This window comes from Actinotignum urematis, assembly GCF_051264595.1.
Lineage (GTDB): Bacteria > Actinomycetota > Actinomycetes > Actinomycetales > Actinomycetaceae > Actinotignum > Actinotignum timonense_A.
The window spans coordinates 1-24,425 of sequence record NZ_JBOZBG010000002.1; the positions used below are offsets into that span (position 1 = coordinate 1).

A 24,425-nucleotide genomic window follows, 5' to 3' on the forward strand; every position below is an offset into this window, starting at 1 on the left:
AATTCTTCCGGGTCTTGGGGTAGCTGGGCTTCCAGTTGGTGGCGGGTTTTCGCTTTGATCTGGTCGCATTCTTTCTCGTTCATGAGTCCTAGACTGCCTTCCGCATCCCACTTTTTAACCCAAGCATAGATGTTTGTGCAGTTCACGATTCCTAGATCCTGGGCGATAGTGTAGGCGTTTTCCCCGCTGCGGAATCGCTTGCAGGCAGTTACTTTCACGTCCGTTGATATTTTCTGGTTAGGGGCGTGTTTCTTCGGTTTTCTCTGCTCTGGTTTCTCGTTGCTATTCCGGATCCATTTGTAGAGCGTGTCTCGGCCTGGGTAGCCCAGTTTACGGACTGTGGCGGTTACCGATTGCGTGCGTTGGTAGGTGGTGAGGGCTTTACGGATCTGCTCTCTCGTGTACGTACGCTTACTCATTGAACGTTCTCCTTAAAAATCTCTAGGAAACCGTCCGCACCCCCAAGTGTCCTATAGGCCCGCACCAACCCCGACTTTCCCGCACCAGCTCAACAAAAACTAAGCCCCCAAGCCGATTGTCCGGCTTGGGGGCTAAACCTATTGCGGAGGATGGGGGATTCGAACCCCCGAGGGCTTGCACCCAACACGCTTTCCAAGCGTGCGCCATAGGCCACTAGGCGAATCCTCCAGGGCAGTTTTAAACTGCCTGTACAGCTTAGCGTAGATTCGGGCATGAGCACCACTCAGCATGATGAGGTGATGCCCACGTTATTCGATCACCAGTTAGTTTGATCGCCGATTATTCAGTCGCCAGTCAGTTCGATTACCGATTACTCGATTGCCAACTACCTGATCGCCGATCACTCAATCGCCAAGTTGCTCAGCACGTGCGCGCCGGGTAGCTGCGCGAGCAGCGCACCCGGCACCACGAGCTTCGAGCGGCGCAGCCCCGAGCCGATAAGAGCCGTCCCGGCAGCCACCCGCTCATCAATCAGGAGATTCCATGCGGCCGGAACCCCAACCGGGGAAATCCCGCCGTACTCCATACCCGAAGCTTCCACCGCCAGCTCGGTAGGCCAGAACGAAGCCTTGCGAACGTTGAGGAACTTCTTCACCACGTGGTTTACATCCGCGCGGGTAGTTGCCCGCACCACGCAGGCAGCCACCCGTTCCTCACCTTCGCGCTTGCCGGCCACCAGCACGCAATTACACGACACCGCCAAATCGAGCCCGTAATGCTCCGTCATCGGTTCGGTATCCGCGAACTCCGGATCAATCTCCGTGACCAGGGCTTGCGCGCCCAGTTCAGGATGGTTCTGTGCAACGGCCTGCAAACCTGCCGCCACCGGCGCGGCCAGCAAATCCAGATGCTCAAGCGCCGGCTGCCAGGGAAGATCACCGAGCAGCGCGCGATCCACGTTCGCGCTGTAGGAAAGTGAGCTGCCCGAAACTGCGCTAGACGAAACCGAGCTGCCCGGAACCGCGCTGTAAGAAACTTCGGGTACGGATTCACTCATATAGATACTCCTTGATTTCTGGGGCTAGTTCTCCTTACGTGTGACGGGCCCGAGCACCAGGCTGGCCCAGGAACTGTGCAGCGATTCCTGATCGGAAGGCTGGAAAAGCCCGGCCAGCACATCGCGGTAGAGCCGCGAAAGTTCATGACCTGCGTAATACGAGCTTCCCCCGCAGGCGCGGATGCATTCTTCGACGGTGCGCAGCGACGCTTCCGCCGCCGCATTCTTGGCCGCGGAGAAACGCGGGTATTCATCCGCCCCGCCCAGCTCCCCGCTGTCAATATGTGCGGCCAGTTCGCGTAGCTGCGGACCCACCGCGTTCATTGTGAGCGCGGCTTCCGCAATGCGCCAGCGAATATCGGGATCATTTGCGTAAACATCATTGTGGAGGACCGAGCGGCGCTTCTTAACATGCTCCACCGCAACCTCAATGGCGCGTTCACCAATGCCCTGGTAGGTGGCCCCGAGCAGAATCTCAAAATTGGAGAAGATGCCGTAAACAACCGGTTCCTTATTCGGGCCCGGCGCCACGATCCCCAGCACGTTTTCATCGCGAAGTAGCGCGCCGTCCAAAACCGTGGAATTGGATTGGGTGGCCCGCATCCCGAGGGTGTTCCAATCGTCCTTGATGGCGAAGCCGCCGTCGCCCCGTTCAACCAGGCCGAAAACGTCACGCACCCCGGAGTCATCCTTGAGCGCGCCGAAAGTCATGAGGTAATCCCACGCGGGCGCGAGGGACGTGAAAACTTTGGTGCCGTACAGCCGGTATCCCGCCTCATCGCGTTCGGCCCGGGTGAGCGAACCGAAAAGCACCAGGTCATTACCAGGTTCAGAAATACCGAAAGCGAACAGCTTACCGGCCGCGGCTTCGCGCAGAATCTTTTCCCCGGCGGCTACGTCGTTGCGCACCAGGTGGCGGCCGAGCCCCACAATAATCTGGTGCATATTAATGCCCAGCGCAGTGGCTGGAGCGTACTTCGCCAAACGGGTCTGTTCCGCGCAAATCTCCACCAAGCTCAAGCCGGCCCCGCCGTATTCCTTGGGGACAAAAGCGCCGTAGTAGCCGGCCTGCTTCAAATCTTCGTAGTCCTCACGCGGGAATTCATTGGCGGCATCCACCGCCGCCGCCCGCGAGCGCAGTGTTTCCAATAGATCTTCGGTAAGGAAAGCCATTGATTCTCCCTGTTGTTGTGGACGACGGCGATACTCCCGCCATCGCGGGGACCGCCCACTCACGCTAGAGAGTGTACCGCGGGCCTCCGACACAAAAAATGGTGAAAATGAAGCCGGGGGATCTCCCCGTGTTTCTCCCCGTGTTTTGCATTCCCCGCGAACTCGTTTAGACTGGCACCTGACTCCCCACGTGGCGTCATCTTGCAAAACTCCCCCAGGGCCGGAAGGCAGCAAGGGTATGCGGGCTCTGGCGGGTGCGTGGGGCGTCTTGTATCTACCATCTTGTATCCACAGGTTTTTTGCGCGCGTGATTCGTGTCGTAGGTACCCCGTAGACTGATACTCGTGAGCATGGCATTGTATCGGCGGTATCGCCCGGAGCGTTTTCAAGATGTTATCGGCCAGGAGCAGGTAACTCGTCCCCTCATGGCTGCGTTGCGCGGGGAGCGCACGGTGCACGCCTATCTCTTCTCCGGCCCGCGCGGGTGCGGGAAAACTACCTCGGCGCGCATCCTTGCCCGCTGCCTGAATTGTGCGCAGGCGCCCACGGATACGCCGTGCGGGGAATGTGCCTCGTGCCGGGAACTGGCGGGGGATGGCCCCGGTTCGCTGGACGTGGTAGAAATGGACGCGGCCAGCCACGGCGGGGTGGATGATGCCCGTGACCTGGTCGAACGCGCGGCTTTTGCCCCTAGCCGGGATCGCTACAAGATTTTCATTATTGACGAAGCCCATATGGTCACCACTCAGGGTTTCAACGCTCTGCTCAAACTCGTGGAAGAACCTCCGGCTCATATCAAGTTCATTTTTGCCACTACGGAGCCGGAAAAAGTTATCGGCACTATCCGCTCGCGTACTCATCACTATCCGTTCCGCCTGGTCTCCCCGGCGCGCATGGAGGAATACCTCTCGCAAATCTGCGCGGAGGAAGGCATCACTCCGGAACCGGGGGTGCTCGGTTTGGTGGTGCGCGCGGGCGGGGGATCGGTGCGTGATTCCCTCTCGGTTTTGGACCAGCTCATGGGCGGTTCGGAAACCTCCACGCTGTCGTATTCTCAGGCGGTTGCGCTGCTGGGTTATACGGATAGCGGCTTGCTGGATCGCGCGGTCACCGCCATTGCCGAAAGTTCGGGCAGCCAGCTTTTCGGCGTCGTCGAAGAACTTATCGGTGCCGGGCACGAACCGCGCCGTTTCGTGGAAGATCTGCTCCAGCGCCTGCGCGATCTGATCGTCATCGATTTGGCGGGGGATGCCGCGGCGGACGCTTTGGGTGAATTACCGCAGGATCAGCTGGCCGCTATGCGCACCCAGGCGCAGGCTTTGGGGGTGGCGCGCGCCACCGAAAGTGCCGAGCGTGCGAACGAGGCGCTTTCCGCGATGGTGGGCGCTACCTCGCCGCGCTTACAACTGGAATTGCTCTGTGCTCGGCTTTTGCTTCCCGGCAGCGGGGCGGCGCCTTCGGGGAGCGGTTCCGGTGGCGCGGCGCGGGAAAGCGGCGCGGCGCGCCCCGTTACTGGACCCGCGGCAAGTGGTGGAAACGCGCGGAAATCGCCGCAGGATATTGCGCGGGAAAAGGCCCGGGCAGCCGCCGCTGCGGCCGCAGCGCAGCGCGGGGCCCCGGTAGTTCCGGGTTCTGCTAGCGTTCCGGCTGCGTCTGCGCCGCAGCCTGTTACTTCCGTTCCGGTACAGAACGACGACGCCGCAACTCCCACCCAGCCCGCTCCTCAACAGGCTAAGGAATCGTCCGCGGCGCCAGCTGCAGCTCAGCCGCTGGAGCAACCCGCGCAGCCGGTGGAGCAACCCGCGCAGCAGCGTGCTCCGCAAGCGGAAGAACACCCGGCTCAGCAGGCGGTTCAGCCAGCCGGTGAACCAGCAGTGCAGCAACCGCGCGAAGGTAGTGTGGAGCGGGTGGCCGCTCCGGAGGAATCGGGGCCGGATCACGCTGCCGAGCTCACGGCCCGGTGGGCGGAGGTAGCCTCATCCGGGCGTTTCGCCCAAGCGATTTTCTCCGGGCCTACCAGGGTGCTCGGCTCGCGGGGAAACCAGGTTGCCCTGGAGTTTTCTTCGGAGAAGGTGCTCGGCGCCCTCCAAGATCCGCGGAATGTGGAGCGTTTGAGTGCCCACCTTTCGCATTTCACCTCGGTTCCGGTCACCGTGCGGGTTATTTCCGCGGCCCCTCAGCAGGCCGATGCCCCGGGGCAACCGGGTAGCGCGGGTCAGCCGGCTAACGCAACGGTTGCGGAGAATCCCCAATCGCCAGCTACAGCTCAGCCGCGCCCGAGCGGTCCCGATGGCGGTGGTGCCCACCCAAAAGCTAATGCCGCCACCGCGGCGGCCGCTCCTGCTCCTGCTCCCGCCAGCGCTGCCGGTGCACCCGCACGGCAGGAAGCAGTCCGCGGTGCAGGTAGCGCGGCCGCGGATGATGAGTGGCCTGAACCTGAAGAACTCTCCGATCCGGATGACGCGGAAGACTACCCGCCCAGCCGGCAACAAGCCGCGCCCGGAAATGCGAGCTCTGGCGCGGCCAGCCCTGGCCCGGCTAATTCCGGATCAGCTAGCCCCGGATCAGCTAACCCTGGCGGGGAGATTCCCTTCTATCTTCAAAACATGCCCATGCCGCAGCCTTTCGCCGGCCCGAACGATATGCCGGCATCCCCGGGAAGTCCGGCACTAGGTGGCAGCCAACTCGCCGCGGCGCAGCCCGCAGCAGGGCAGGTAGCTGCGGGGCAGCCAGCCGCACCTGAGCCCACGCAGGATTTCCATATCCCGCGCCCGCCGCAGCGCACCCAGGAAGTCCCCACCTATGACGCCCGGGAACACCTACGCCAGCTTCGCCACGGAGCAGCGGGGGGCAACGCGCCTGCGGGGAGCGCGCCCGGCGGTAGGGGAGCCACGGGCCCTGGGCCCAGTGTCAATGCACCCGCTGCGCCGGCCAGCTCCGCGCCAGCCGGTCCGAACAGCCCGCATAATTCCGCGCCGCAGGCGGGGGTGGGGTATTCTACTGAGGAGGATGATGTCTCCTTGGATGATCCCACAATCGAGCAGAGCAATGTTGTCGGTCTGCAAGTTGTGGTGGAAATGCTCTCGGGAACCATCGTTGAAGAAATTGATACCGCACAAGGAGGAATGTAGTGGCGGGGGTGTATGACGGCGCCGTGCAGGAGCTCATTGATGAGCTCGGGCGCCTGCCGGGCATCGGCCCGAAAAGCGCCCAACGCATTGCCTTCTACCTCCTCGAACAAGAAGAACCTGAAGTGCGGGCGCTCGCGGAAGCCATGCTCCGGGTCAAGGAACGGGTTCACTTCTGCCAGATCTGCGGCAACGTGACCGAAGCTGATATCTGTTCGCTGTGCTCAGATGCCCGGCGTAGTGATGCCGTGATCTGCGTCGTCGAAGAAGCCAAAGACATCATGGTCATCGAACGCACCCGCGAATACCGCGGGCGCTACCACGTGCTAGGCGGCTCCATCAACCCCATCCAAGGTATCGGCCCGGAAGACCTGCGCATCCGCGAACTCCTCACCCGGCTCCAAGATGGCCGCGTCACCGAAGTCATTATCGCCACCGACCCCAATATTGAAGGCGATGCCACAGCGGCCTACCTCATCCGCCTCCTCACCCCCATCGGAATCGCGCTCTCCCGCCTCGCCTCCGGACTCCCCGTGGGTGGAGACCTCGAATACGCTGACGAAATCACACTCTCGCGCGCCTTCGAAGGTCGCACCCGCATTACCAGCGGCACAACCGCCACCACCACAAGCACAGAAACCACCGGCACGGGCACCACGAACACACCCGGCACGGGCACGGAAACCACGAGCACGCCCGGAACAGGCATGACAGACACGAGACGAATGCCCTCGGTGGTTCCGGGCACCACGCCTTCCGCCCCAGTTGCGGAAACGCACGGCGAGCACAACTAAACAGCTCAGTCCGGGATCACCGTAAAGCACAGCGCACCGCCCCAATGAGGCACCTCGCACAAAGCGGTACTTCGCACAAAGCGACGCTTCGTATAATGCGGCATCTCGCTCATAAGAGCACCGAGCAGGAGAACAATCTCACCTGAAAATCTCGGAAAGCCCCGCAGGCGGCCCCGCGCTTCCAGTTACCATTAGTAAGTCTCGGAAAAATAGGAGTTAATGTGGCACTCATCGTGCAGAAGTTCGGGGGATCCTCGGTCGCCGATCCCGCCGGACTCAGACGAGTGGCGAAACGAATTGCCCAGACCAGCAAAGCCGGAAACAAAGTCGTTGTTGTGGTTTCCGCCATGGGAGACACCACCGATAATCTCTTGGACCTCGCCCACAACGTCACCGATAACCCGCCCGCGCGGGAACTCGATATCCTCCTCACCGCGGGGGAACGCATCTCCATGGCCCTCCTCGCCATGGCCGTCAATGACGAAGGCGTCGCGGCGCACTCGTTCACCGGCCAGCAAGCCGGCCTGCACACCGATGCACGCTACGGCAATGCCTCCATCACCGGGATCGTTCCCGAACGCATTTTCCGGACCGTGCAAGACGGCGCCGTCGCCATTATTGCCGGATTCCAAGGCGTGAACGACACCAATGACGTCACTACCCTCGGGCGGGGCGGCTCCGATACCACCGCCGTGGCCTTCGCCGCCGCCCTCGGCGCGGACGTATGCGAAATCTACACGGACGTGGATGGCGTGCTTTCCGCGGACCCGCGCATCGTCCCCGCGGCCAGCCAACGCCGCGAACTCAGCTACGAAGAAACGCTAGAATTAGCGGCACACGGAGCGAAAGTGCTCCACCTGCGGGCGGTGGAATTCGCCCGGAAATTCAATGTGGCCTTGCACGTACGATCATCATTCTCCGAGAACGAAGGGACGTGGATAGTGGAAGAAACCGCGAAACAGGGCGGATACGAAGACGCCGTCGTCGTCGGAGTGGCACACGACCGCAACCAGGGCAAAATCTCGGTCACGGGCGTGCCCAATCTTCCCGGATCCGCCGCGAAAATCTTCTCCTGTGTGGCCGAAGCGGACTGCAATATTGACATGATCGTGCAGAACACCGCGCTTACCCGGGTGGGCCTGAGCAATATTTCCTTCACGGTTCCCCGCGATCAGGTGGACCTCGCCGTCGCCGCGCTACGCGCCAACCAGGCCGAATTCGGTTTCGAAGACATCGCCGTCAGCTCCGAAATCGGCATCCTCTCCATCGTGGGCGCGGGCATGCGCTCCCACAGCGGCGTCTCCTCCAAGCTGTTCAAAACCCTGGGGGATAACGGCGTGAACGTGGATATGATCAGTACCTCGGAAATCCGCATTTCCGTGGTGGTAGACCCGAATGTGCTAGACGCGGCCGCCCGCGCGGTCCACACCGCCTTCGGGCTGGATGCCAGCGAAGAAGCAATCGTTTACGGAGGGACAGGCCGATGAGCATCACCTTGGCAGTAGTGGGAGCAACCGGGCAGGTCGGGCGGGTTATGCGCGCCCTGCTGGAAGAACGCGACGTTCCGGTGGACCGGGTGCGGTTCTTTGCGACGGCGCGCTCAGCCGGCACCGAACTGCCCTTCCGCGGCAACAACATCGTGGTGGAAGATATTGCCACCGCTGACCTGGCCGGCATTGATATCGCGGTGTTCTCCGCTGGCGGGGATGCCTCGCGCACCTACGCGCCGAAGTTCGTTGCGGCCGGTGCCGTCGTCGTCGATAATTCTTCCGCGTGGCGCCGCGACCCGGACGTGCCGCTCGTCGTATCCGAAGTCAATCCGCAGGATATCGCGCGCCGCCCCAAGGGCATTATCGCCAACCCGAATTGCACCACCATGGCCGCGATGCCCATCCTCAAGCCGCTGCACGATGCCTACGGGCTCACTCGTCTGATCGCCTCCTCCTACCAGGCGGTCTCCGGTTCCGGGGTGCGGGGCGTGCACGAGCTAACCACCGGGGTGCGCGCCGCGCTGGGCGGGGATGTGGAAGCCCTCGCCTTGGACGGGCACGCCGTGGAACTGCCCGAACCTGAGGTGTACCGGGCTCCCATCGCTTTCAACGCGGTCGCTTTTGCCGGGAACCTCGCCGCGGACGGCAGCGGCGAAACCGACGAAGAACAAAAACTACGCAACGAATCGCGCGAAATCCTCGGCATCCCGGACCTCGCGGTGGCCGGAACGTGCGTCCGCGTGCCGGTGTATACCGCGCACGGGATGTCCGTCAACGCGGAATTTGAGCGGGAGGTCGACGTCGCAGCCGCTATCCAGCTGCTCGAAGCAGCCCCCGGTGTTGCGGTAGTTGATCTGCCCAATCCCCTGGATGCGGCCGGGAAGGACGCCTGCTTCGTGGGGCGCATCCGGCGTGATCCCTCGGTGCCGGGCGGGCGCGGGCTGGCCTTCTTCTGCGTGGCCGATAACCTGCGCAAAGGCGCGGCCCTCAATACCATCCAGCTGGCTGAGCTGGTTATCAAGGAGCTCGCGGAGAAAAGCGCGGCCTAGGGGCAGGTGCGGCCTGAGCCTTGCCGTGCTCCGGCACACTGCTCCGGCGCCGTGCCGCGCTTTATTCCGGCGTGGCGGTGACCGCGGGGATCTCCCCGGTTTCTCCGTCCAGGAAGGTTGATTCGTCACGCCGGTGGCGCAGCACTTTCTCCACGAAGGAGGCCACAGCCTCGGCCTGCGGTACATCGCGCTGCTGGTCTTCGGAGATGAACCAGCGGTGCTCGAGGATTTCGTGGAACAGCTCGGCCGGCTCCAGTTTCGCGGTGAGTTCGGGCGGGATTGCGGCTACGGTCGGCTCATAGACATCCGCGAGCCAATCGTGGGCAATCATCATGTCGGATTTGCCGCTCTTATTGTGGAGGGCGGCGTATTCGTCAATATCGTTGAGGATACGCCGAGCCTGGTTTTCTTCCACATCTAGGCCGGTCAGGCGCCACACCTTGCGTGAATAATGCCCGGCCTCCACGATCTTAGGCTGGATGAGGAGGCGGTCTTCGTCCGGGCCGGAATCGATAGCGATTTCGTCTACGTCGAAGCCGAGGTCGTTGAGGCGCCGCACCCGCTCGGTGACCTTCCACTTTTCATCCGGGCCGATAGCCACCTGCGCGGTGATTTCTTCCCATAGCTCGAAGTAGCGATCAGCGAAGGTATCACCCACCCCGATGGTGTCGAAATCTTCGGGGAGGACGCCGCCGGCTTGCAAATCCATGAGCTCACCGATGATATTCGTGCGGGCCACGTCAATATCGTATTCGCGTTTACGTTGGGTGATGGGGCTGTAGAGCTCCCCGGTTTCCGCGTCCACCAAATAGGCCGCGAAAGTTCCCGCATCGCGGCGGAACAGGGTATTCGAAAGTGACACATCGCCCCAGAAAAACCCGAGAAGGTGGAGCCGTACCAGGAGCACGGCCAGCCCGTCGATGAGCTGGGCGATGGTGGCGCGCCGGTGCTGCTGCCCGAAAATAGCGCGGTAGGGGAGTGAGAAGGGAAGATGCTCGGTGATGAGGCAGGCGTTGAGGGCGTTGCCTTCCGCGTCGGTACGTTTGGAGACCACCGCTACCGGTTCCACCGAGGGCGCCCCGAGGCGCTTCAAGGTGCGTAAGAGTTCGTATTCGCGTACTGCCACCAGCTCGGAAATCTCTTTGATGGCGATAATGCGCCCGGAGAGCCGCACGAAACGCACCGTGTGGCGGGAAATACCGCGGGGGAGCGCAGCGATGAGATCGCGCGGCCACTCTTCGAGCGCCACGTTCCACGGCAGATCGAGGAGGTCAGGTTCAACGCTAGCCGCCATAATGGATAGCGAGGATCGCATGAGTGTCCTTTCCGGGAGTAGCTGCGGCTTAATCGTAGCCGAAAGCTCGCGAGCCCGGCGTGCCATCAACCAAGGCCCCCGCCTCCACCATCCCGGCTTCTTCCAGGAAGGCCCGTACAGGCGGGGTGAGATCCGCCAAGATTTCGGCGGGGGTGCCGACCTGCTGGAGCACACCGTCCACCATCACACCCACGCGGTGAGCGCAACTGAAAGCTTCGCGCGGATCGTTCGTCACGTACACCGTGGTGATCCCGGTGCGTTCTTGAAGTACGGAAATCTGCTCGCGAATCTCATCGCGAATTTCCACATCCATATTTTTCAGCGGCTCGTCCATGAGGAAAATACGCGGCCGGCGCACCACCGCCCGCCCCATGGAGACTCGCTGGCGTTCCGCGCGAGTCAGCTGCGCGGGTTTCGCGTCCAATAACTCGGTGAGTTCCAAAATATCCGCAGCCTGCGCCACCCGCGCGGCGATATCTTCCGGGTCCGCCCCGGCTATTTTCAGGTGGAAGCCCATATTATCCGCGACCGTCATATGCGGATACAGGGCGTAATTCTGAAATACGATCACTACATCGCGCATGGAGGGCGGTAGCGCGGTCACATCTTCTCCGTCCAGCAGCACAGCTCCGTAGTCGATATCCTCCAGCCCCGCAATCATGCGTAAAACCGTGGATTTCCCGGAGCTAACCGGGCCGGTGAGCGCGAAAAATTCGCCGTCGTTGATATGGAGATTCACGTGGTCAACCGCCGGTGCGGGCGCATCGGGATAGTACAGTGTCGCGTTGACGAGTGACACAGAAGCCATGGGAATTCTCCATCAGTAACAGCGGTCGGCATTGACACGCTCACCCACTATTATGCCACGTCAGGAACTTGAATACGAGGGCGTGCTCCGCGGGAAAAATGCGCCGGCCCGCACACTTCGGTATTTTTGAGGTATGCGGGAGGAAATCGGTGGCTATCGGCTGGTGCGGCGCATCGGCTTTGGCGGCATGTCCACGGTCTACGAGGCGGTGGATGGTGCCGGCACCCGCGTTGCCCTGAAACTTCTCCACCCGGCGGCCGTGGACGGGGCGGCCGGGCGCGAACGCCTCCGACGCGAAGTTGCGATGTTGCAGCGGGTGCGCGGGCCCTACGTTGCCGAAGTCCTCGACGCGGAAACGGATGACGAGGATGCTTTTATCGTCACCCAGCTGGTGGAAGGCCCCACCCTCGCGGAGGATGTGCGCGTGGACGGTCCTTACCCGCCGGCGGAACTCGTCACCCTGGCCCGCCAGCTCCATGCCGCGGTCACCTCTGTACATCGCCTCGGGGTACTGCATCGTGATCTCAAGCCCTCGAATGTCATGCTCGGCGCGGGCGGCCCGGTTCTCATCGATTTCGGAATCGCGCAAACGGGTGGCGATGCCCGCCTCACCGTATCCGGCGCGGTCACCCACACTCCCGGTTACCTCGATCCGCGGGTGCTGCGCGGTCACGCCCCGGACGAAGCCGCTGACCTGTGGGCCCTCGCCGCGGTCATCGCTTTCGCCGCCACCGGGCACGACCCGTATCCCGGCGCGAACCCGGCGGTTATTATGCGCCGCGTGCTCGAAGGGGACGTGGATGTCACCGGCGTGCACCCGCGCATCGCCCACGCCTTGCGCGCCGCGCTCGCGGAGCCGGTGGAGGAACGCTGGGGGATTGACGCGGTGGTCGCGGCGCTCGCGGATCCGGCCGCGTGGGCGGAGCCTCCGGTGAGCGCACCGCCTCCTGCACCCGCGCTGCGGCCTGCGCCCGCGCCACTTCCCGCTACCGCGCCCCTTTCTGCGTCGGCGGCACTGCCGCTCACCTCCCCGGAAAGTTCAGAAGATGCGGGGGAGAGCGGGGAGTACGACGCCGCCGCTACCGCCCCCCGCCTGCTGCCCACCCAGGTGGCGCCAGTCACGCCGGCCGCCGCTCCCGCTGCTGCCGCAGGGCCGAGCTACAACGCCGCGGATAGCGTGCCCAGTGCTTTCCCGGAGACCTGGCCCCAGCCCATTTACGCTGGGTCCGCCACCGCACCCTACCCGGCAGCCGTACCGGGGCCTGCTGCGCCGGGTCCCACCACGCCAGCTACCTTCGGCCCCGCCGCTTTCGAATCCCAGTCGGAATCCGCACCCTATTCGCAGTTCGCACCGCAGGAACCCACGCCGCTCCCGCTGTGGGCCCGCCCGCCGCGCCGTACTCCCATTCTCACCTTCGTGGCGGGTGCGCTGCTGTGCGCCCTGGTTGCTGCCTGGCAAATAGCCGGATACGTGGGATATGCACTCGTCACAGTGGGCCTGGTTTTTGCGAAGCGGAACGCGGCGCGGCTGCTGCGGCGTCGTGAAGAAGAAGGCGGGCCGTTCCGCGGGGAACACCTGGGGCAAATTTTGCGCGCCCCGCTCACCTTTGTGGAAAGCGCCGTCAGTGTAATTCCGCTGCACGGGATCGGGCTCCTCGCGGTGACGTTCGGCTACGTGGCAGCGCGCCTGGGTGGGTTTTCCGGGCCGGGCGCCGGCGCGGTGGCGGCGCTCGCGGGGGTGGCAATCTCCTGGCTGAGCCCGAGCGGGCGGCCCGCACGCCGCGGCAGCGCGGTTGTTTTCGGGCGCCTAGCCCCCACGCGCTCCTACCGAGTTTTCTGGACCGTGGTGCTGGCCGCCGGCGCGGCCGGGATCGCGTTGCTGGCCCTTGGCGGGGTGCTGGGCGTGCCCGCGGATACCCCGCTCAGTTTCGGATATTACGGCGAACCGCTCGTCGCGATGATCAGGGATATTATGGGCGGCGCCGCCAACTAATTGGCCCGCGCGGGCAATGTCACCCGGCTGGCCCTCACTTTTCCCAGGGAAAGCGGCGATAATTGACATGTTAAAGTCAGGGTGAAAGGCGCAGTGGCCGGCTGGCCGCAGGCGCGTCGTCGTAACCGAGGGAAAGTGAATGGCACAGACTCAGAAGAATAACCGGCAGACCTCCGCGGCACAGCGGCGTGAAACCGCGCGCGCGGCGGCGGCCCGGCTCCAGGAACAGGAAAAGAAGCGGGCGCGGCGCAACCGCGCGCTCGCGGTTGTTGCAGCTGTTGTGGTGGTGGCGCTTATCGCTGCGGCCGTGTGGTTCATCCTCTCGAATAAGAAGGATGAGGCGGGTGCCCCGGCCACGCAGGAAAGCTCCGCGGCCGCGTACCCGAGCGCGCCGGCTACGCCGCTGGCTGAACGCCCCGCCCCGAAGGTCACCGCGGAGTTGCCCAAGAACGTCACTCCGGATGTGGGAGTGAGCGTGGGGAGCTCGCTGGCGGCCGGCACCGTGAACGAAGGCAAACCGGTTGTTGATATTTACTTCGACTACCTGTGCGTGTGGTGCAACCGCCTGGAAACCTCCTACGCGGAGGAGCTCACCCAGCGCGCGAAGAATGGCGAGATTACGCTGGTCTACCACCCGCTCGTGGTGGAATCTCAGTACGAATTCTCGCATACGGCCTCCGCTTCGGCCCTGTGGGTCGCGGAGCACCGCCCCGATGTTTTCGCGGCCTACCACAATGAGATTTTCGCGATGACGGCCCCGCTTTTCGAATCGAAGGAAAAGGTGCCGGTGCCGCAGACCGCGCAGCTGGCCGAGCTCGGTAAGAAGGCCGGCCTCACCGATGCCGAAGCCGAGCAGATGATCGCGGACGTGGCCGTTGGCGAAGGTAAGCCCGGCATGTACTCCGAGCTGCTGGGGCAGTCGCTCCAACAGTTCAGCGCCGACGGCTTCACCGGCACGCCCACCGTGCTTCTCAACGGCAAACAGGTGGCGGACTGGACCGACGGTAAGCTCACCGCCGCGCTGGACGCCCTCAAGTAGCGCTTTGCCCGGCGCCGCGTGCCGTGAAGGTACGACGACGCCGCAGCGGGGCGGCCGCTGCGCGCCGCCCCGCTGGCGCCTAGCTCCCGGGATCCCTATTTGTTCCAGAGGGGGGATTCTGGCATGATAAACTCTGGTTCCTTGCTCGGCGGGTACGCTGGGCAAGAATTGCCTCCGTAGCTCAGTTGGTAGAGCAGCTGTCTTGTAAACAGCAGGTCACAGGTTCGAGTCCTGCCGGGGGCTCCGCTACAACAATTTTTTATGGACACCACCCCTCGTGACCTAGTCGGATAAACGGCTGCTTGCATAATAAAATGTGTAAAGATGCAGGTCAGCGGCTTGTGAGTAGTGTTTGTGGCGGTGGGGTGCGGGGTGTTGTCTGAATAGTGGCGCCTATCCCTTACAAATATGCAAGAAAATCGGTTAAGGTATGTAGCTGAAGGCCACTGAGTGGTGGTTGTTTCACGCGCCAATACATAAGTTTGCTGGGAAGGCTTGGTTTTTCGCAGTTTTCTTGGTGTTGGTTGGATTTGGATCAAGCCTGGTGCTTGGTGTTTTTGGGAAAGGTTATCTTGATGTTCAAGATTGGGAAACGGGTGGCGGCGTCAATTGCTGCGCTCGCTGTTGTGACGGGGGGGGGGTAGCGTCTTATAGCTTTGCGGCCGAGCATATGGTGAAAGACCTTGCGGTCGCGGTTGTGGCTGATGGTACCCCTGACTTCAGCCAAGAAGAGGGCCCTGGTAAGGATATGGGTCCGAATAATGGGGTTGTGCGTTCGCTGGATACTGTTGATTATGAAGTGTCGTGGCAGGTTACCAAGGATGGTGACTATACGCTTGAGGCGGAGTTGCCTGCTGGTGTGGAGTTCGCTGCGGGTTCTGATTCGTTTTGTAATAACGCCGGCAAGGCCATTTCGAATGATCTGACTTATAAGAATAAGAACACGTTGCGCTGTGAGCTGTCTGGTAAGGCTGGGCAGAGCGTGAAGTCGGCGGTGAAGGTGTTTGTGCGCCGGGCTGCGAATGATTCGGTGATCCCGCTCCAGTTCACGGCTGGTGGTGCTACCTCGAATAAGATCGCGACCACCGTCTCAGCAAAGGCTGAAGGTTATGGGCTGGCAATATCTGGGGGTGATATCTGGACAGCTTTTGAAGAGGGGGACAACAAATATCTATACGGTTCTCTTTATTTTAACGTGACAGCTAACCGTCCGGCCACTGGTATCCAAAAGGGCTTGGAAGCATTGACCGGTGACTATACGATTAATATGCCGCTTGACCTTCCAGAAGGTAGTTTCGTCGACTGCAATGGGGAAATTGGTGCCGTGCGCCCCGAAGGGAGGCTTGGCAATGAGAATAATTCATACCGAAATAACGGTAAATGCGAGGTGTCCTACGATAAAGCGGCTAAGGTACTTAATGTAAATATTAGTGGCGCAGATTTAACGGCATCGTCCTGGCCCACCCGCACCCGGGTTGATAGCCCGTGGAACGAGAATTACCTGAATGGCACATATATCCGGATAGCACTTCCCGCGCAGTGGACAACTGAAAATAATGATCCGAGCGGTACTAAGAAACTTGACTATGGTGACGCCACTCTTAGTGCAACCAGCATGAGTGAAGAACCCGTGACCGCTACCGCTTCTGTTAGCCAAGGGACTGTTGTTAATGCTGGTTTGGCTAACGTATGGATGGACTTCCCCCGGAATGATGGTGAATCCTCTCCTTACACAGGCGGGGCAACGATGATGCCGGGGCAAACACGTGGCATGAGCTGGGGTTCTGGTTTTAATCGTCCGGGTGAGTTTTATGGTGGTACGTATGGTCAGTGCGTGAGCGTGAATCCGGACGAACTGCGTTTTGTTCCTGGTTCTGTAAGGAATTGGGTACATCAAAATAGAGGTCCGAACGGTACCCCGGAATTCTATGTAGGGGATGAAGATACTCTTGCTGATAGTTTTGATTGCGGATTCCCAGGGGATGGGAATAGCCAGTGGGTGACGAACCCGAGTGACTATTCCAAAGTTAGAGCTGTCCGCATCAAACACATGGACATAATTAAGCATTACCACGGTGATTCCGCGATCACTTATTTCCAGCTGCAGCGCCCGGAAGAATCAGTTATCGCGGATGGTGCAAAACTTTATGTGCAATCGCGTAACTATGTAAAGAAAACCGATGGCATTGTTGTTAACATCAACAATAACCCTAAATTCCACGCTTCGTACGGTGCAAAAGCCTATTTTGTGGCGCAATCGGGTTCGTATCGTCTTGAAGCGTCGTGGGGTTCTGCGCAGGCGGTGTTTGGGGATACGAATACGTTGACTGTGAAAGCTAACGCTAAGAACCTTACCGATGGGACGATCACTGTTTCTCTTCCCGAGGGCGTGAAAGTCACTGACCCGGCCGGTGGGACGATCTCTGAGGATGGGCGGTCTGTTTCCTGGGATGCCGCAGGGTTCACTGATCCGAAGGCATTGCAAGTCCAGGTGACCACGAAGTCCCCGGCAACTATCGAAGCCAGCGTTGTGCTCACGTCTGAACAGTTCAAAGACGTTATTATCGAGCGTCGCACGGCGAAGGCATCATTTGTTACTGGCATGGCTGAGCACGTGACTGCGGCTATCTCTACCAGTGCTCCCGATAATGTGGTGACGCTAGAGACCGGGACGGTATCTATTCCGTTGACGTTGTCGTGGGGTAACGCCACCACGGGTGATGCTAGTGGTGAGCTGGTGTGGTCTGTTCCCGGAAATGCAGTTCTCGCATCGGTTGGTGAAGCTCCTAGTGGTGTGTCGGTGCAATGCACTGCCCAAGATCGCACCGAAGTCACGGCTGGTCTTGCGGCTGACAAGTCCGGTAAGACCCTGACTTGGTCTACGTGTCCGGCCGATACCGCTGGTCTTGCCGGTGTGACGGCTGTGAAGGTAGTGACCGGTACTCTGGCTTCGACTGCGACTGGCACCCTGCCTGTGAGTGTTACTGCTAATGCGGTTGGTGACGTGAATACGTCGTTTACCGCGGGTGTCTTCACCACGGCTGGTAACGGCACGGTTGACTTCTTGGATGCCACCCCAATTAACGTGTATGTACGTACACCTGCCCCGGAACCGGTAGTGACGGAAGGCGAGTGGACGGACGCAACCGATTCGAGCGCGAAGAACTGTGACACCAAGCAGGTGACTCAGACTCGCACCGTCACGACTACGCCTTTCAAGTGGGACGCGGCTGGAAAGCAATGGGTTGCCGACCCGGATCATGCGACCACGCGGACTGAGACTCAGACTCGTGATATGAGTGATGAGGAGCTTCAGGTTTGTACCCCCAAGCCCGCGGATGACGTAAAGACAGCTGAGTGGGTGGATAGCACTGATGCGGGTGCGAAGAATTGCGCGACCAAGCAGGTTTCCCAGACCCGCACGAAGACCACGACTCCGTATAAGTGGGACACCGCTACCAAGACGTGGGTTCTGGATACGGACAAGGTGAAGGTTGAGTCTGAGACTCAAACCCGGCCCATGAACGATACGGAATTGATGGCTTGTGCGATTCGCCCTGCCGATAAGGTGGATACCACCGAGTGGGTCGATAGTACCGAGGACGGGGCAAAGGATTGTGCCACGGGGAAGGTGAAGCAGACCCGCACGAAGACCACGACTCCGTATAAGTGGGACACGGCCGCACACGAGTATGTGGTGGACACTGAAAACGCGGTAACTATCACTGAGACCCAGAATCGTGACATGACTGATAGTGAGCTTCAGGTCTGTTCCCCCAAGCCTGCCGACAAGATCGACAATGCCGAGTGGGTGGATTCGACGGATGAGGGTGCGAAGGATTGTGCCACGGGGAAGGTGATCCAGTCTCGCACGGTGACCACGACTCCCTATAAGTGGGATGCGGGAACTAAGAAGTGGGTTCTTGATACTGAGAAGGCCGTGACCACGACCGAGACCCAGAAGCGGGACATGACCGATAGTGAGTTTCAGGTCTGTACCCCGGCCCCTGCTGATGACGTGAAGACGACTGAGTGGGTGGACTCGAGCGAGGAGGGTGCGAAGGATTGCGTGGCTGGTAAGGTCAAGCAATCTCGTACGGTGACGACTACCCCCTACAAGTGGGATGCCACTACCAAGACATGGGTGGTGGATACCGACAAGGCCGTGACCACGACCGAAACCCAAACGCGGGATATGAGCGACGGCGAGCTGCAAGAATGCACCGTCAACCCCGGCATCCAGGTCGAGGAAACCCAATGGGTGGACTCGAGTGAGGATGGGGCGAAGGATTGCGCCACGAAGAAGGTTACCCAGACTCGTACCGTGACGACTACCCCGTATAAGTGGGATAGCGCGGCTAAGAAGTGGGTCCTGGATAGTGAGAATGCTACGTCAAAGATCGAGACCCAAACGCGGGATATGAACGAGGATGAGACGCGGGTGTGTATGGCGGGTACGGGTGTACCGGTCTACCCGGACCCCACCCCTGTTGCGCCGGGTGGCAAGATTGTTATTGATCCGGTCAACGGGCCCGATAACCCAGCCCAGTGTGAGCCTTCTGGTCCTATCACGCGCGCTGATGGAGGGACTGTCACAGTGGATAAGGATTGTAAGGTCACAATCACTATCCCTGAGGGTAAGACTCCTGGCGAGCTGACCCCGCCTGTTGAGGTCACGCCTAAGTACCCGACCCCGGATAAGCCCACTGTTGTGGTGCCGGTGAAGGTGATTGATACCCCGGATTGGGATGACACGACTACTACTCCGGATAGCCCGGTAACTATCGAAAAGCGCAAGGGTGAAATCCCCGAGGGTGCCACGGTGGAAGTTACTGGTCCTGGCACCGCGGTACTCAATCCTGACGGCAGTATTACTCTCACGCCGGATAATGGGGCTCAGCCTGGCACGACGATCACGATCAAGGTGGTCGATAAGGTAGGTAATCCCCTCGACAACATCACGGTGACGATTATTGAGCCGAAACCTGCCCCGGATTGGGACGACTCGATCACGGGGCCGGGTAAGAAGATCGACGTGCCCAATAAGGGCGGGGATGTCCCACCTGGCACGACGATCACGGTCAACGGCCCGGGCAGCGCGGTCTTGAATCCGGATGGGTCTATTACTGTCACCCCGAATGAGGGAGCGCGCCCTGGTGAGAAGATCACCATCGCGGTCAGTGACGGTGAGGGTAAGGTAGTGGATTCCTTTACCGTGAAGATCGGCAAACTCAAGACGGCTGCGAAGAGCTTGCCGGTTACTGGAGCGAGTGCTACGGGTCTGGCTGGTATGGCTGTGTTGCTCGTGGTTGCTGGTGGCTTGGTGGCTTGGCAGCGTCGTCGTAAGTAAAAAATATAGAAGCCATGTCGGCTAGCCCCTCAATGTGAGGGGTTGGGGGTGGTAGGCGAATGTTCGAAACTGGTTTGCCTACCACCCCCCTATTTATTTCTTGTAAACACGCCCCTGGGCTCGTTGAGGAGCGTGAGTGAGCCTAAGCGGTGCTGGTCATGCTTTGTGGCTGTGTGGTTTTGCTTGCGTGGGAAGCAAGGAGGCGTGGTTCCCCTTGCCTGTGTGTTGGCGTGGCGCGTGTGGTTTTTCGTGGTTTGTGAAATGGGGTGTTTGTGGTGAGGCTTGAGTTATTAGAAACCCTTGGATTGTATTCAAGGCTGGGAACGATGGACGCGGTTGCTCGTGAGTGTGGTTGCACCACGGCGGCGGTGGTCAAGCGTATCCAGTTATTAGAAGAGGAAGTGGGTTACCGGCTTACCCGGAGGGTGGGACGCGGTAGCGAGCTGACGGAGGCTGGCTGGCATTTAGTGGAGCGCAGCTTTCAGATTCTGGCACTTGTGGATAAAACTGTGAGCGAGATAAAGGATGCGGTGGATGACCCGCGTGGGCGGGTCGTGATTGTAGGGCGTGAAAGTAGTGCCCTGGACCGGCTTGCGATGGTGATGGGGCAAGTACGGCAGAGGTTTGCGGGTGTTAGTTTCCAGGTAGTCGCGTGTGGGAGAGAGCAAGCAGCTCGCATGCTTGGCGAGGGGAGAGCTTCTTTTGCGGTGTTAGATGCTTCCTGGGATTGTGCTTCGTGGGAGACGCTTAGCTTGCCGGGTGAGGACCGGTGGGGGCTTCTCACTCGTAGTGATAGTGATCTAGCGGGGCGGGAGTCGGTGCGGCGTGCGGATATTGCACGGCGTGCGTTGTTGTTGCCGGGCGAGGGCAGTCGGGAGTTGGGGTATTGGTTAGGTAAGGAAAGCCAGCTTGATGTGGTGGGGTGGTATGGGACAGGACGCCAGGCTGGGGGTTTGGTTAGGGCCGGGGTTGGCGAGGCTATCGTGTTGGAGAGCACGGTTATGAGTGGGGATGAGGGTTTGGTGTTTGTGCCACTTGACTGGCTTGTGGGGGTGCGGTGTGTGTTGGCGTGGAGCCGGCAGGCACGGCTGGGGCGGGCTGGTGAGGTGTTCGTGGAAACGGCCCGAGCCGCATTTCGCATGGTAGATTGACACACTTAGTTTATCTGCGCGGCTGAGGGTGTAGCGGGCTAGCGCCGTCGTCGTTCTAATAACGTGATTGCAACGATAACGTAACCGTGACACGGATTGAAGGAACTCCGGCTAGTGTGATTCGAGATGCTAACCGGGAACTAGGCGTTTTGGGTAGCGAGCGTTATCTTCAGTCCGAGGGCTTTCATGATTTTCGTGATAGCGGCAAAGGACGGATTGCCGTCTTTTGACAGTGATTTATAGAGCGATTCGCGGTTGAGTCCAGTATCTTTAGCGAGTTGGCTCATGCCGCGAGCCCGGGCAATATCGCGCAATACTACCTGCACGGTTTTTGTATCGCCATCTTCGAGAGCAATAGCCAGGTAGTCGTTCATCGCTTCTTGGTTATCGAGGTATTTGCTTGCGTCGAAAGTTGAAAAAGTTACCTTGGTCATGACCGTTCCTCCCCGAGCTGTTTTGCCAGTTCTTGCGCTATGCGAACACCTCTTTCTTTGAAGGGAAATATGCCGGATAAGGCGGTGTCGTGCTTATTCTTACACGGAAACGGACGTGAGTGCGCGTGAACTTTCGTGCCGGAAAACAAACACGGGAGACATCGCGGTCTGGTGACCGGACGTCTCCCGCGTTGCGGTTAAGGCGCGCTATGCCGTGCGCTTGGCGCGGCTGCGCGTGACCACCGGGATGCCCATGAGGAGCAGGGCCGCGGCAGCTACCAGGCCAAAGGCGGTCGAGGTGCCGGTGCGCTGCAGCTGGGGCCGAGTGCGCTTCTTCGTTACCTGCGGGCCCTCGGGTGGGTTCGTGCCGGGATTCTCATTGGTGGGCGTGCTGGGCGTAGTGCTACCAGGAGTTCCTGGTGTTTCGGGACTTTGGGTACTCGGAGCGCTGGGCTGAGCGTCTGGGGTTTGGCTGCCCGGAGTGTTCGGTGTACTCGGTTGGTTACCGGGAGTCTCCGGATCGTCGGGGGTTCCCGGGGTAGTGGGCCGGGTACTAGGCGTGGCTGGAACACCAGTATCAGATGTTCCGGGACTATCGGGCTTCTTATCTTCCGGCACCGTCTTCTCGCAAATCTTCACGACTACTGCGGCCTGGTCACAGCCGTCTTCGTTGATTCCGCTCAGGTAGTAAGTAACCGCAGGATTCGAGTGGAGGGCAAAGGTGAAGGAATATCGATCATGAACCGACGCAGAACTTCCAATATCGGTACCGATGAGGTCGCTGCGGCCCGATTCTCCGGTGACGATGCACTGGGGTGAGCCGGTCAGACCTGCGGGAGTAGCGTGTCCAAGAAGGAACTTGTTAGTGGCGGGATCCGTCAGTGAATAAGCAGGTAACTCACCCGTGCGGGCCCAATTATATTCCTGGAGATTCTGGCATCCCTCCTCATAGGAACCGGGCCCACCACCTTCTTGACTGCACTTCCAGAGCTTATTAGTTGCGCGGATAGGAAGGACGGTCAGTTCTGATTGGACGGTGACATCGCCTTCGACCTTGATCGTGAAAACACCCGGCTCGTTGATACCGAAACTGTATTCGTCGTACATCTCCATATTTTGCACCGGGGCGCTATAACCCAGATACGATGGCTCCGCGCCGGCCTTTGCAGTGCCCGCCGTAGTACGCCATATCCCGAAGTCTGGATCAGTGAAATCAGAGGAAATGACCCCACCGCTGCTCGGCGTTTCTAGCCAACCGGAGGAATCGCGCGTCACATCAATAATGGGGAGAGCTTGCTCCACGCTTTTTACAGGAATTGTAGTTGTTACACGCACATCGGAATTCTCCGCAACCTCCCAGGCGCGATCCGGGACACTGGTGAGAGTAAATTTTACATTTTCGAGTACAGAGGGGACGAAAATGGAAGTGCCGCGCGCTGTTTGGATATGGTCGGAGGATAGAACTAGGGGAGTTGTCTGTACTGTATAGGTCACATGGGCGATGTCGCCTACCTTCTCTACGCAGGTATTCCCGCCCTGACAGTTAACCGCGCCGCCGGTCAGGGAATTAATACCACGACCCCACTGTGTGGCGACGCCACTGGCGGTGGTGGGCAGAAGCAATCCTGCTCCAGCAAGTGCAACGGCGATCGCGGCGTTTCCGAGTGCCGCTATTAATTTCTTCATGTGTCATCCATTCATAATGTTGGTAAAAATACGAGGTGTAGCGGGGCCCGTTATTCTGAACCCTTCTGGATAACCGACGCTGGACTATCTCGAAGCGGAAATGGAATTGGGGCCACACCAAAGGCGTAGATAAATCTGGTGAGATTGCTCAATAGAAATTATAACTCGAATCGTATCGGGCTGGGCAAAAAGTTAGCGACGGTCGAAAAGTAGCACAGAACCGACGGTCGCTTACACAAAATTTGCTGGGGGATGAGATACACGCAGCGATCAGTGGTGCGTGGAGCGGTGATGATTATGGGGTCCGGGAGGGGAGGGTACTGATTAGCTCGGGAACGGGTAGCGCAGGAGAAGCTTCTCACCGTACCGTTAGTGGTGCAAGGGCGTGGGGTTAGAAGCCAAGTGCGATTGATCGTTCGAACGAGACACTGTAGCCGCAGCGGCTCGTGAGTATGGAGGTTCCTCATGTTCGTTCCTGTCAGTACTTTGGTAGCTGCCGCGCCCTCGTTCCAGCGGGCATTGCGGAAAATGAGTAAATACCCGCGCGAGTCACGGATATTCTCCCAAGCGAAAATCTTGATTCCAGGTGGGGCAATATGTACATTTCCTCCGCTTATGGGCTTGGTTATTGTTTTGACTACTGATGAGGTTCCTGATCCCGTCGATAAAATCCTGTTTCTCGTTTTGATTTCGACAGTAATTATTTTGGGTCTTTTGTTTTTGATGCATGGTTTCTGGCGGCGTTTTGGTGTAGATGATCAAAAAGTGTGGTCCAGTTTTGCGCCGGTCTTTTATCGGGAGATTTATTTCTCGGAGATAACACGGGTGACCTTCACGGGGGTATCTTTCGGAGTCTTTGCGCATAATAAGAGCCCTCTTGCTTTGGGTATCAATCGCTTCGACTACACGCTTGCTTATTTGCGGATTCTTGAGGAGATGCGGATCCGGCGTTTTACGGTTGGGAAGATTGAGCCGGATGATCCGCGCTGGCCCGAAGCCGCACAGGAACTACGCAACGCGCTTGCGGCCGAAGCGTATCGGAACCACCACAAGTACTATGATTCTCACCCGGCAGAATTAGAAGAGCTTAACGCATTAGCGGTAGGGCGTTACCCTGTGGGCTCTTAGTGCCCTTCGGAGAGTTCAATCAGTGTTTGGAGCTTTTCCGGGTGACTGTCGTAGTAGCTTCGGTGGTTGCGGTAGGTTTCCGCAGCTAGTTCGTAACGTAGCTTTTGTGCGGTTTCGTGCCAGCGTGGGTGGTTTGGGGCGCGTCGCCCCACGGTGAACCTGCGGTGCTTCAGCTCTTCAAGGATTCGTAAGTAGGCGAGGGTGTAATCGAAAAGATCTTTGGAGAGCGTGAGATTCGCACCGAAAGAAGTGGGAATTCTCGTAGAAGTTGGCAAGAACTTTGCTGATGATGGGCGGAGCGAATGGGAGAAAATTTTGCGGATCACTTAAAGGAGCTATCGGAGTTTGGTTCCGTATTCAAGTACGCTGGGAATCGGTGAGTATTCGCTGGAGGTGATTCCCGTTAGCTG

General features: G+C 59.8%; 16 protein-coding genes, 2 tRNA genes, 1 other RNA gene and 1 pseudogene. 11 read left to right on the forward strand and 9 right to left on the reverse strand.

Annotation, left to right across the window (positions count from 1 at the left end):
• From ACRQDJ_RS01265 to ACRQDJ_RS01280, 4 genes are all read right to left on the reverse strand, one after another.
• The coding region (locus ACRQDJ_RS01265) for a hypothetical protein (RefSeq protein ID WP_284883217.1) at window positions 1–419 on the reverse strand (419 nt) is incomplete at its 3' end.
• A 144-nt stretch (window positions 420–563) separates the two neighbouring features.
• Window positions 564–648 (reverse strand) — tRNA-Ser (locus ACRQDJ_RS01270).
• A 172-nt stretch (window positions 649–820) separates the two neighbouring features.
• Window positions 821–1,477 carry a YbaK/EbsC family protein gene (locus ACRQDJ_RS01275; protein WP_234984457.1) on the reverse strand — a complete coding sequence of 219 codons (657 nt, stop codon included), beginning with the start codon at window positions 1,475–1,477 and terminating at the stop codon, window positions 821–823.
• Window positions 1,478–1,501: 24 nt separating this feature from the next.
• A complete protein-coding gene (locus tag ACRQDJ_RS01280; protein WP_087070333.1) occupies window positions 1,502–2,650 on the reverse strand; it encodes an acyl-CoA dehydrogenase family protein in 1,149 nt (382 codons plus the stop codon).
• A 177-nt stretch (window positions 2,651–2,827) separates the two neighbouring features.
• On the opposite strand from ACRQDJ_RS01280, the gene ffs reads away from it, so the two are divergent.
• The 5 genes and pseudogenes from ffs to ACRQDJ_RS01305 all read left to right on the forward strand — a co-directional run bounded on the left by ffs (window position 2,828) and on the right by ACRQDJ_RS01305 (window position 9,111).
• An RNA gene (ffs, locus tag ACRQDJ_RS01285) (signal recognition particle sRNA small type) lies at window positions 2,828–2,924 on the forward strand.
• Between the two features lie 76 nt (window positions 2,925–3,000).
• Complete coding sequence (locus ACRQDJ_RS01290; RefSeq protein WP_307886509.1) at window positions 3,001–5,781, forward strand: DNA polymerase III subunit gamma and tau; 2,781 nt, start codon at window positions 3,001–3,003, stop codon at window positions 5,779–5,781.
• Window positions 5,781–6,386, forward strand: a pseudogene (recR, locus tag ACRQDJ_RS01295) (recombination mediator RecR); the annotation flags it as partial. The gene ACRQDJ_RS01290 and the pseudogene recR, both read left to right, overlap by 1 nt.
• A gap of 407 nt (window positions 6,387–6,793) precedes the next feature.
• Window positions 6,794–8,059, forward strand: coding sequence for an aspartate kinase (locus tag ACRQDJ_RS01300; RefSeq protein ID WP_087070336.1), 1,266 nt, complete (start codon window positions 6,794–6,796; stop codon window positions 8,057–8,059).
• Complete coding sequence (locus ACRQDJ_RS01305; RefSeq protein WP_435717724.1) at window positions 8,056–9,111, forward strand: aspartate-semialdehyde dehydrogenase; 1,056 nt, start codon at window positions 8,056–8,058, stop codon at window positions 9,109–9,111. Before ACRQDJ_RS01300 ends, ACRQDJ_RS01305 begins: the two co-directional genes overlap by 4 nt.
• Window positions 9,112–9,172: 61 nt before the next feature.
• On the opposite strand, the gene ACRQDJ_RS01310 is transcribed toward ACRQDJ_RS01305, so the two are convergent.
• Window positions 9,173–10,426, reverse strand: coding sequence for a DUF4032 domain-containing protein (locus ACRQDJ_RS01310; RefSeq protein ID WP_126135697.1), 1,254 nt, complete (start codon window positions 10,424–10,426; stop codon window positions 9,173–9,175).
• A 28-nt stretch (window positions 10,427–10,454) separates the two neighbouring features.
• Window positions 10,455–11,234, reverse strand: a complete 780-nt coding sequence (locus ACRQDJ_RS01315; RefSeq protein ID WP_435717725.1) for an ABC transporter ATP-binding protein — start codon at window positions 11,232–11,234, stop codon at window positions 10,455–10,457.
• Window positions 11,235–11,367: 133 nt separating this feature from the next.
• Here ACRQDJ_RS01315 and ACRQDJ_RS01320 point away from each other — a divergent pair, with 133 nt between their 5' ends.
• The 5 genes from ACRQDJ_RS01320 to ACRQDJ_RS01340 all read left to right on the forward strand — a co-directional run bounded on the left by ACRQDJ_RS01320 (window position 11,368) and on the right by ACRQDJ_RS01340 (window position 20,767).
• Window positions 11,368–13,227 (forward strand): serine/threonine-protein kinase, encoded by a 1,860-nt coding sequence (locus ACRQDJ_RS01320; protein ID WP_435717726.1) that lies wholly within the window; start codon window positions 11,368–11,370, stop codon window positions 13,225–13,227.
• Between the two features lie 139 nt (window positions 13,228–13,366).
• Window positions 13,367–14,266 (forward strand): DsbA family protein, encoded by a 900-nt coding sequence (locus ACRQDJ_RS01325; RefSeq protein WP_435717727.1) that lies wholly within the window; start codon window positions 13,367–13,369, stop codon window positions 14,264–14,266.
• Between the two features lie 170 nt (window positions 14,267–14,436).
• Window positions 14,437–14,509: transfer RNA gene (locus ACRQDJ_RS01330), tRNA-Thr, on the forward strand.
• Between the two features lie 427 nt (window positions 14,510–14,936).
• Window positions 14,937–19,616 carry an Ig-like domain-containing protein gene (locus ACRQDJ_RS01335; protein WP_435717728.1) on the forward strand — a complete coding sequence of 1,560 codons (4,680 nt, stop codon included), beginning with the start codon at window positions 14,937–14,939 and terminating at the stop codon, window positions 19,614–19,616.
• A gap of 275 nt (window positions 19,617–19,891) precedes the next feature.
• The gene (locus ACRQDJ_RS01340) at window positions 19,892–20,767 is read left to right on the forward strand and encodes a LysR family transcriptional regulator (protein ID WP_435717729.1); all 876 of its coding nucleotides are present in this window, start codon (window positions 19,892–19,894) and stop codon (window positions 20,765–20,767) included.
• A gap of 140 nt (window positions 20,768–20,907) precedes the next feature.
• Here the strand turns inward: ACRQDJ_RS01340 and ACRQDJ_RS01345 are convergent, their stop codons facing one another.
• Window positions 20,908–21,201: an addiction module antidote protein gene (locus ACRQDJ_RS01345; protein WP_435717730.1), complete on the reverse strand. Its 294-nt coding sequence runs from the start codon at window positions 21,199–21,201 to the stop codon at window positions 20,908–20,910.
• A 207-nt stretch (window positions 21,202–21,408) separates the two neighbouring features.
• Window positions 21,409–22,887: a hypothetical protein gene (locus ACRQDJ_RS01350; RefSeq protein WP_435717731.1), complete on the reverse strand. Its 1,479-nt coding sequence runs from the start codon at window positions 22,885–22,887 to the stop codon at window positions 21,409–21,411.
• A 465-nt stretch (window positions 22,888–23,352) separates the two neighbouring features.
• Between ACRQDJ_RS01350 and ACRQDJ_RS01355 the strand changes: the two genes are divergently transcribed.
• Window positions 23,353–24,015 (forward strand): hypothetical protein, encoded by a 663-nt coding sequence (locus tag ACRQDJ_RS01355; protein WP_435717732.1) that lies wholly within the window; start codon window positions 23,353–23,355, stop codon window positions 24,013–24,015.
• On the opposite strand, the gene ACRQDJ_RS01360 is transcribed toward ACRQDJ_RS01355, so the two are convergent.
• The gene (locus tag ACRQDJ_RS01360; protein ID WP_435717733.1) at window positions 24,012–24,290 is read right to left on the reverse strand and encodes a hypothetical protein; all 279 of its coding nucleotides are present in this window, start codon (window positions 24,288–24,290) and stop codon (window positions 24,012–24,014) included. The two genes, ACRQDJ_RS01355 and ACRQDJ_RS01360, sit on opposite strands and share 4 nt — an antisense overlap.
• Between the last annotated feature and the right edge of the window lie 135 nt (window positions 24,291–24,425).